Raw genomic sequence first — 8,185 nt, forward strand, 5'->3', positions numbered from 1 at the left:
TGTCGTCCCGAGTAACGGGCCGCCGCCCAACTGTCAGGAAACGGCCCACATGGCGTTGAATTCGGCTCTCAGCTCCGCTTCGTCGGAAGGGTCCGCAACGGGGAAACCCGCTTCCACGGCCCGCACCCGCTCCAGCGAATGGCCGGAAAGAACGGGAACCTCCTTCACGACCTCAAGCATTTCACCCATCACACCGTTGCAATGCAAGACTATATCGCAGCCGCCCGCAACAATATTCGCAGCTCTTTCACCGAGCGTGCCCTTCAGCGCATTCATGGAACTGTCGTCGGACATCAGCAGGCCGTCAAATCCGATCCGGCCGCGAATGATTTCCTCGATCACCTTCGGCGAGGTCGTCGCCGGCCGCTCACGGTCGACGGCGTTGAACACCAGATGCGCGCTCATCGCCATCAATTCGCGGTTCAGCGCCCGGAACGGCACGAAATCATGGGCGTCCAGCTCATCGAGCGGCACATCGACGACCGGCAGTTCATGATGCGAATCCACCATACCGCGGCCATGGCCCGGCATATGTTTCATGACAGGCAGCATGCCGCCCGCCTTCAGCCCGTCGGCCGCCGCCTGCCCCATCTCGGCCACCATGGTCGGCGTATAGCCATAAGCGCGGTTGCCGATGACATTGCTGGCGCCTTCCACCAGCACATCGAGCACCGGCAGGCAATCGACATTGATGCCGAATTTCATGAGGTCGAAAGCATGCAGGCGCGACATCAACCAGGCGGCGCGCAGACCCGCCCCCCGGTCGCGCTCATAGATTTCGCCGAGAATGCGGGCGTTCGGATAGGCCTGCAGGATCGGCGGCTTGATACGCTGCACGCGCCCGCCCTCCTGATCGATCAGCACCGGCGCATCTGGCCGCCCGACGGCATCGCGCATGGCGGCGACGAGATCGGTGATCTGCTGCGGCTCGCCAATGTTGCGCCCGAACAGGATGAAGCCCCAGGGCTGCTCATCGCGGTAAAGGGCAATCTCGTCGGCAGTCAGCGAAAGCCCGCTGCATCCGAGGATCATAGCTTTGCAATCGGTCATGGTGTCACGCTCGCAGGAAATGGAATGGGAAATGGCCTTGTACCGAAAGGCGTGGGGAGGAGTGTCAAACTCTCCGCCGTCATGCTCGGGCCTGTCCCGAGCATCTGCAACCGACCGGCTGGCGAAACGTTGGCAGATCCTCGGCACAAGGCCGAGGATGACGTCGCGTGTGGGGAAAACCCTTCCCCACCCAAAGAAGGGTTGCCTTAGACGGCAACCCCAATCTTGCGAGCCGTATTGGCCTCTATCACCGCGCCACGAGGCAGCTACCGCCGGCCGAGCGGAACTTTTCGCACAGCGCCACGGCTTCGTTCTTGTCACCCGCCGGGATGCGGACGCGGTAGAACGTGCCCTTGCCGGCGATTTCGGCGGCCTTGATGTCGACGCCGCGTCCACCGATGACCGAGCCGAACTTGGCCGACATGTTCTGGTAGGACTTCTGGGCTTCGGCCTGGCTCGGCAGCGAGGCGATCTGGATGTAGTAGCCACCGGCGGAAGGCGTGCTGGTCGCTGCAGGCGTCGCGGCTGCCGTCTGCTGCTGCGCGGCCTGCGGCTGCGCCGGAGCTGTCGCGGGGCGGACGTTACCCTGGTTGGTCACCGTTGCCACCACATTGGCGGGCTGCGAGGACGGACGCGCCGCAGGAACGGGCGCCGCCGACTGGGCAGCCGGTGCCGTATGGGCGGTCGGTGTCGTAGCGGCAGGCGTATTTGCCTGTGGCTGAGCCTGTTCCGGCGCGACCGGAACCCGCGATGCGGCGATGACGGCGGGAGCGCCCTCACCGGGCTTGGCGGTCTGCGGCGCTGCAAGCTCTTCGACCTTGTCGGCCTTCGGCGGCTGGGCTGCCGGTACCTCGACTTCCTGGGCAACCAGCGTGCCGTCAGGCTTGACGATCATGGTGCGGACCTTGCGCGGCGAAACGCCGGTTGCAGCCGAACCTTCGGTCTGCGCGGCCTTTTCTTCCGGCGAAAGCAGGCGCGGATCCTCGGTTTCGCCAACCGGCGTGCCGGCGGCTTCCACATCCGCGTCGTTTTCGCCTTCCAGCGGCAACTGTTCGGGGATCAGCGTGCGCTGAACCACATCCACCGGCTGCTCGTTGCTGGAAATCAGCGCCGGCTGCTTAGGATCGGCAGCGCTGCCACCGGCAACGCGGTCATAAACCGCCTTGTCCTGGTTCGGCACAACGCGACCGCCCGGATTTTCCGGAACGACCTTCATCGGATCGTTATCGGCGGAGATGATGACCGGCGCGCCATTGGAACCGGTGCTGGACGAACCGCCGGAGACCAGCGCGTAAACGCCGCCACCGATCAGCACCAGACCGATTGCGGCGGCAACCGGCATGATCCAGCGGCGACCGCCGCGTTCATCTTCCTCACGATAGGCCGCCTGATGGTCGACATAGGTGTTTTCGGCATCGCGCGGGGCGCTGCCACGGGAAGCCGCAGCCTCCTGCATGGAGCGGCGGAAATCCTCTTCCAGCGCCCGTTCGAATTCGTCGGCCTCTTCCGGAGCCTGCGCGGGACGCGCCTGGGCGGCGCCACGGTTTTCCGCGTGCTTATGACGGTCGAGACCGCCGGCAACCGCAGGCGCAAACAACGTCGCAAGCTCGGTATCGATATCGAGATCTTCCTCGTGGCGGCGCGCGGCCGGCTTGGGTTCGAAAACCCCGACCGGCAGTTCCGGCACGTCCATCTCGACGATGTTTTCCGGATGTTCTTCCGTCTCACCGATCTGCGAAGGATCGAAAGGCAGGCTTTCCAGCGTCTGCGGCGCGGCCGGCTGCGGTGCTGCGGCGGCCGGACGCGGCTGAACTGCAACAGCGGCCACGGGTGCCACGGGTGCCACGGCGGCAACGGGGGCCGGGCGCGGCTGAGGTGCCGGCTGTTCCCTCACCGGCTGCGGCGCAACGGCAGCAGCGGCAACCGGAGCGGCCGGCGGCTGGCGAACGGGCTGCGGTGCGGGCGCAGGCGCAACTTCCGCCTCGGCAATTTCAGACAGGTCCAGATCAAGATCGAGATCGTCGAGCGCAAGCTCGAAATCATCGTCGTTGAAGCCGGCGAAATCCGTGAAATCGAGTTCTTCAGCGGGTGCTGCGGGTGCAGCAGCGACAATCGGCGCTGCCTTCACCGGCGCGGCGGCAACCACGGGCGGCTCCACCTTCGCGGCCTGCGCAGCGGGAACGTCCTGCACCAGCGGTGTTTCGCCGCGACCGGGAATGGAATATTTCGCGACGTCGTAAATCAGCTCGTCCATCGGCGAGAGATGTTTCGCTGCCGGCTTCTCGGCAGCCTCGAACGCCAGAGGCTCTGCAGCAGGCGCAACAGTCTCGGCGAGCGGAGGCGTAAAGGACGGCGCGGTCTCTTCCGCCTGCACGACGGCAGGCGCGGGAACGGGCTCCACCTGCGGCTCAATACGGGCTGCGGCAGGCTGCTGTTCGGAACGCGGCTCGACCCGCTTCGGATCGGCGGCAGAAACATCCCTACGCGCGCCGAAATTGGCGAGCGGCAGCCGCAGGCTGGAAAATTCCAGCGAGGAACGGCCGCCATGCGACGGCGGACGCACGGAAACCGGTGCGGGCGCTTCCTCGGCGACGGCTATTTCCACCTCATCGGCGAGATCGAAAGCCTGCGGCTCCGGCGCATAGGAATGACCATCGGCGTGAATGTTGCTCGAAACATCGGCCGGAAGCTCCGGCATCGTGTGCCATTCTGGCTCTACGGGTTCTGCGGCCTGCGGTTCTTCCCATGCCACCTGCTGAGTGGCCTGCTGGTAAACCATAGGCTCGGCGGGACGCGACTGACGCGAATGCACATCGAAAACTTCCGCCACCGCGGAGGCATCGTCGCGGAAATCCGCGCGAATATCCTGCGTGGTCGTTTCGACATAGTTGTGAATATAGGCCTGATCGACTTCCGGAAGCTGCTCTTCCCTCACCTCCGGTGCGGATGCGGCCACCGGCGCGGGTTCATCCGCCGGCGCAAGCTCTGGCTCGCGGCGGGCGAAAACCGATTCGACACGCTGCATGAAATCGTTGGGGTGGATGCCCGCACGAACATCGTTTGCCGGATCAAGAACGACCGGATCGGCGTGCGGTGCGTCGTAAACCTCGAATTCCCTCAGAAGCTCATCTTCGAGATTGAATTCGGGTTCGCGGCGGGTCACCGATGGCGCAGCCTCGGAACCCGCATGCGAAGGACGATCTTCGAAGCCGACGATACGCGCCAGTTCTGCCAGAGGATCGTTGTCAGCGAACCCTTCGGACCGGGCGTCCCGGTTATACGCGACATTTTTTTCGACCATTACGTGTTCCACCATCTACGCATTGCAGCTCTTGCCAGCGTATTGTGAGCAAATAATGGTGATATGTTATCGCATTTCAGCAGGTGCGTCCGCTCCTAAAAGCGTAAGGCCGGACCTCAAAACATTTGCGACAGCATTCACCAGCCCAAGTCTGGCAATGCTCAATTCTCGGTTTTTATCGTTAATAAAACGTAATTCCGGCTGGTCTTTACCCTTGTTCCAGTGTCCATGGAAGGAACTGGCGAGATCGTAGAGGTAAAAAGCAAGCCGGTGCGGCTCGTGCGAAAGGGCCGCCGATTCGATCAGGCGCGGATATTCCGCAAGCTTTGCAACCAGCTGCAACTCGTTGATATCGCTAATCAAAGAGACAGAAGCCGCCATCTCCTCAGCCGAAGGAGAAAGCCCCGGAAACGCTTCCTGCGCCTGCCGGAAGATCGACATGGAGCGGGCATGTGCATATTGCACGTAAAAAACCGGATTATCCTTCGATTGTTCGGTCACTTTCGCGAAATCGAAGTCCAGCGGCTCGGAATTCTTCCGATAAAGCATCATGAATCGCACCGGATCGCGACCCACTTCGTCGACGACATCGCGCAGCGTGACGAAGTCGCCGGAGCGCTTCGACATCTTCACCGGCTCGCCATCGCGGAACAGTTTGACGAGCTGGCACAGAAGCACGGTCAGTTTCGACTTGCCTTCGGAGACGGCGCGCGCAACCGCTTCCAGCCGCTTCACGTAACCGCCATGGTCGGCGCCGAGCACATAGATCATCTCGGAGAAACCACGGTCGAACTTGTTCTTGAAATAAGCAACGTCGGCGGCGAAATAGGTGTAGGAACCGTCCGACTTCATCAGCGCACGGTCCATGTCGTCGCCCACCTCGGTGGAGCGGAACAGCGTCTGTTCGCGGTCTTCCCAGTCTTCCGGCAACTCGCCCTTCGGCGGCGGCAGGGTGCCCTTGTAGACATGGCCCTTGAAGGTGAGATCGTTGATGGCCGAGAGGATCGGGCCGCCATTGCCCTCATGCAGCGTGCGCTCCGAGAAGAACACATCGTGCCGGACGTTGAGCAGCGCCAGATCCTCGCGGATCATCGCCATCATCGCGTCGATCGCCTTGTCCTTGACGATCGGCATCCACTTTTCCTCGGGCATGGCGCGCAGCTTGATGCCATATTCATCCGCCAGCGCCTGACCGACGGGAACGAGATAGTCGCCGGGATAAAGGCCGGACGGAATGGTGCCGATATCTTCGCCGAGCGCCTCGCGGTAACGCAGGAACACCGAACGGGCCAGCACATCGATCTGCGAGCCGGCATCGTTGATGTAATATTCCTTGGTAACGCCGTAACCCGCAAAAGCGAGCAGGTTCGCCAGCGTGTCGCCGACGACGGCGCCACGGCAATGGCCGACATGCATCGGGCCGGTCGGGTTGGCGGAAACATATTCGACGTTGATCTTCTGGCCCGCACCGATGGTGGATCGGCCGAAATCGACGCCCTGCCCGATCATGTCGGCGAGAAGACGCTGCCAGTAACCGACGGAAACCTTGAGATTGATGAAGCCCGGCCCCGCGACATTGACGCTGTCCACATCGCCATCGGCCTGAAGAGCCGGCACGATGAGTTCTGCCAGCGCGCGCGGATTGGTGCCGAGCGGCTTCGCCAGCACCATGGCGGCATTGGTTGCGACATCGCCGTGGCTGAGATCGCGCGGGGATTCGACGGTAATTCGACTGAAATCGACCTTTTCGCGGTTCTCTTTCACGAGATCGAGGGTCTCGAGCGCGTTTTTGATCCTGGTATCGAAATCGGCAAAAATGTTCATCGTTCCAACCTGCGCGAAGGGCTTCTGTTTATATCCGGCCTTTTAACCGGGTCGGCTTCGCGATCGCCCGCTGCCCTATCGCAAATCGGGGGTGTGGTCAAACAGCCGCTGGTGGGCGCGCAGTGCATAACTGTCGGTCATGCCGGCCAGATAGTCGCCCACATGCCGGGCTTTTGCGGCCACGCTCATGCCGGAAATGCTGTCCACCCAGTAGTGGCTCTGCATTTCCGCCGGCGTTTCCATATAACGGTGGAAAAGATCGGTGACGATCTGTGTCGCGCCGGCGCGGATGCGCATGATTTCCGGATGCCGGTAGATATGGCCGAACAGCAGTTTCTTGATCTGCCGGTCGGTCTCGGCCATTTCCGGCGAGAAGGTCGCAACGGTGAAATCGGCAGCGCGGATATCCGCCGCACTTTTCGGCTTCAGGCGGGCGAGATTCTGCTGCGCAACGCCGATCACATCTTCCACCATATGGGTGATCTGCCGGCGCATGATCTCATTGGCGAAACGCTCCTTGTCGAGCACGGGATATTTCGCCCGCACCTCGGCCATCAGGCCGCCGAGGAATGGCACCTCCTCCAGCATCTCGAAGGTGAGATATCCGGCGCGCAACCCGTCATCGATGTCGTGGGTATTATAGGCGATGTCATCGGCAATCGCCGCCACCTGCGCCTCGAGGCTGGCATAGCTGCCGATTTCCAGATCCTGCAGCTCGCAATATTCGAGAATGGGCAGCGGAACCGGCCCCTTGATCCCCTCGCCCTTCGCATTCACCAGCGGTCCATTGTGCTTGACGAGACCTTCGAGCGTCTCCCAGGTCAGGTTGATGCCGTCATATTCGGCATAACGACGCTCCAGCTTGGTGACGATGCGCAGCGACTGGGCATTGTGGTCGAAGCCGCCATAGGGCAGCAGCACCGCATCCAGCGCATCCTCGCCGGTATGGCCGAAGGGCGTGTGGCCGAAATCATGCACCAGCGCCACGCCCTCTGCCAAATCCTCGTCGAGCTTCAGCGCGCGGGCGAGCGCCCGGGCGATCTGCGCCACCTCGATGGTGTGGGTGAGACGCGTACGATAATGGTCGCCGTCAGGGCTGATGAACACCTGCGTCTTATGCTTCAGGCGGCGAAAGGCCGTCGTGTGGACGATGCGGTCCCGGTCGCGCTGGAACTCCGAGCGCGTCAGGCTTCCGGTTTCGGGAAAAAGACGCCCGCGCGTGGTCCATGGATCCGAGGCGAAAACCGCCCTCTCGCCGCTTCCGAAACCCAATGCGCGCTGGTCTATGATCATGCATCCACCTGTTGTCTTCTCCAGCCGGGACTTCCTTTTGGTCTCGGCCATTGACCTTTTCATTCACCCTTCATACCTATCGCAGAGGTCGGCGCAAAGCATCATAGCCGCGTTGACCGTCTTCACACAGGCTATAGACCGGTAATTTGACCGGTTTATAATGGTGACAACGAGATTATTGCTCTCCGGTTCTTGACCCCGGCAGGAGAAACGACATGGAAAACAGCGACATTACCCTTTCTGAAGCTGCGGCGAAGCGAATCGCCCAGATCGTCGCGGCCGAAGCCGGCAAACAGGCGCTGCGCGTCTCGGTGGAAGGCGGCGGCTGCTCGGGCTTCTCCTACAAGTTCGATCTGGCCGAAGACAAAGCCGATGACGACATCGTGATTGCCCGCGGCGACGCCAGGGTGCTGATCGACAGCCTCTCGGTCGTCTATATGGCCGGCTCCGAAATCGACTTCGTCGACAATCTGCTCGGCCAGTCCTTCCAGATCAAGAACCCGAATGCGGTGGCAAGCTGCGGCTGTGGCACCAGCTTTTCTATTTGAGTGGGAAATACCGGCGTGCAATCCGCACGCCAGTCACCAAGCTTTGAAGTAACTCGCATCTCTCTTCTCTCCTCATTCCTGTGCTTGTCACAGGAATCCTGTGTATTGGATTTGTGCTATGTAGAGTGCGGGCGGAAGGCCGTCGGAATCCTGGTCGTTAGAGACCGCC

5 protein-coding genes are annotated in these 8,185 nt (G+C 61.9%); 1 reads left to right on the plus strand and 4 read right to left on the minus strand.

Going from position 1 to position 8,185, the window contains the following annotated elements:
* Positions 1 to 33 precede the first annotated feature (33 nt).
* From nagZ to ACQZ5N_RS24645, 4 genes are all read right to left on the minus strand, one after another.
* Positions 34 to 1,050 (minus strand): beta-N-acetylhexosaminidase, encoded by a 1,017-nt coding sequence (gene nagZ, locus ACQZ5N_RS24630; protein ID WP_448734395.1) that lies wholly within the window; start codon positions 1,048 to 1,050, stop codon positions 34 to 36.
* A gap of 247 nt (positions 1,051 to 1,297) precedes the next feature.
* The gene (locus ACQZ5N_RS24635) at positions 1,298 to 4,351 is read right to left on the minus strand and encodes an SPOR domain-containing protein (RefSeq protein WP_448734396.1); all 3,054 of its coding nucleotides are present in this window, start codon (positions 4,349 to 4,351) and stop codon (positions 1,298 to 1,300) included.
* Positions 4,352 to 4,417: 66 nt separating this feature from the next.
* Positions 4,418 to 6,175 (minus strand): arginine--tRNA ligase, encoded by a 1,758-nt coding sequence (gene argS / locus ACQZ5N_RS24640; protein ID WP_448734397.1) that lies wholly within the window; start codon positions 6,173 to 6,175, stop codon positions 4,418 to 4,420.
* Between the two features lie 75 nt (positions 6,176 to 6,250).
* A complete protein-coding gene (locus ACQZ5N_RS24645) occupies positions 6,251 to 7,468 on the minus strand; it encodes a deoxyguanosinetriphosphate triphosphohydrolase (protein ID WP_059760463.1) in 1,218 nt (405 codons plus the stop codon).
* Between the two features lie 215 nt (positions 7,469 to 7,683).
* Here ACQZ5N_RS24645 and erpA point away from each other — a divergent pair, with 215 nt between their 5' ends.
* Positions 7,684 to 8,016 carry an iron-sulfur cluster insertion protein ErpA gene (erpA, locus tag ACQZ5N_RS24650; RefSeq protein WP_269832064.1) on the plus strand — a complete coding sequence of 111 codons (333 nt, stop codon included), beginning with the start codon at positions 7,684 to 7,686 and terminating at the stop codon, positions 8,014 to 8,016.
* Positions 8,017 to 8,185 lie beyond the last annotated feature (169 nt).

The organism is Agrobacterium sp. 22-221-1 (genome assembly GCF_053522445.1).

Coding starts and splice junctions, on each gene's coding strand:
- nagZ (WP_448734395.1), bottom strand. CDS start 1,050: ATGACCGATTGCAAAGCTATGATCCTCGGATGCAGCGGGCTTTCGCTG.
- ACQZ5N_RS24635 (WP_448734396.1), bottom strand. CDS start 4,351: ATGGTCGAAAAAAATGTCGCGTATAACCGGGACGCCCGGTCCGAAGGG.
- argS (WP_448734397.1), bottom strand. CDS start 6,175: ATGAACATTTTTGCCGATTTCGATACCAGGATCAAAAACGCGCTCGAG.
- ACQZ5N_RS24645 (WP_059760463.1), bottom strand. CDS start 7,468: ATGATCATAGACCAGCGCGCATTGGGTTTCGGAAGCGGCGAGAGGGCG.
- erpA (WP_269832064.1), top strand. CDS start 7,684: ATGGAAAACAGCGACATTACCCTTTCTGAAGCTGCGGCGAAGCGAATC.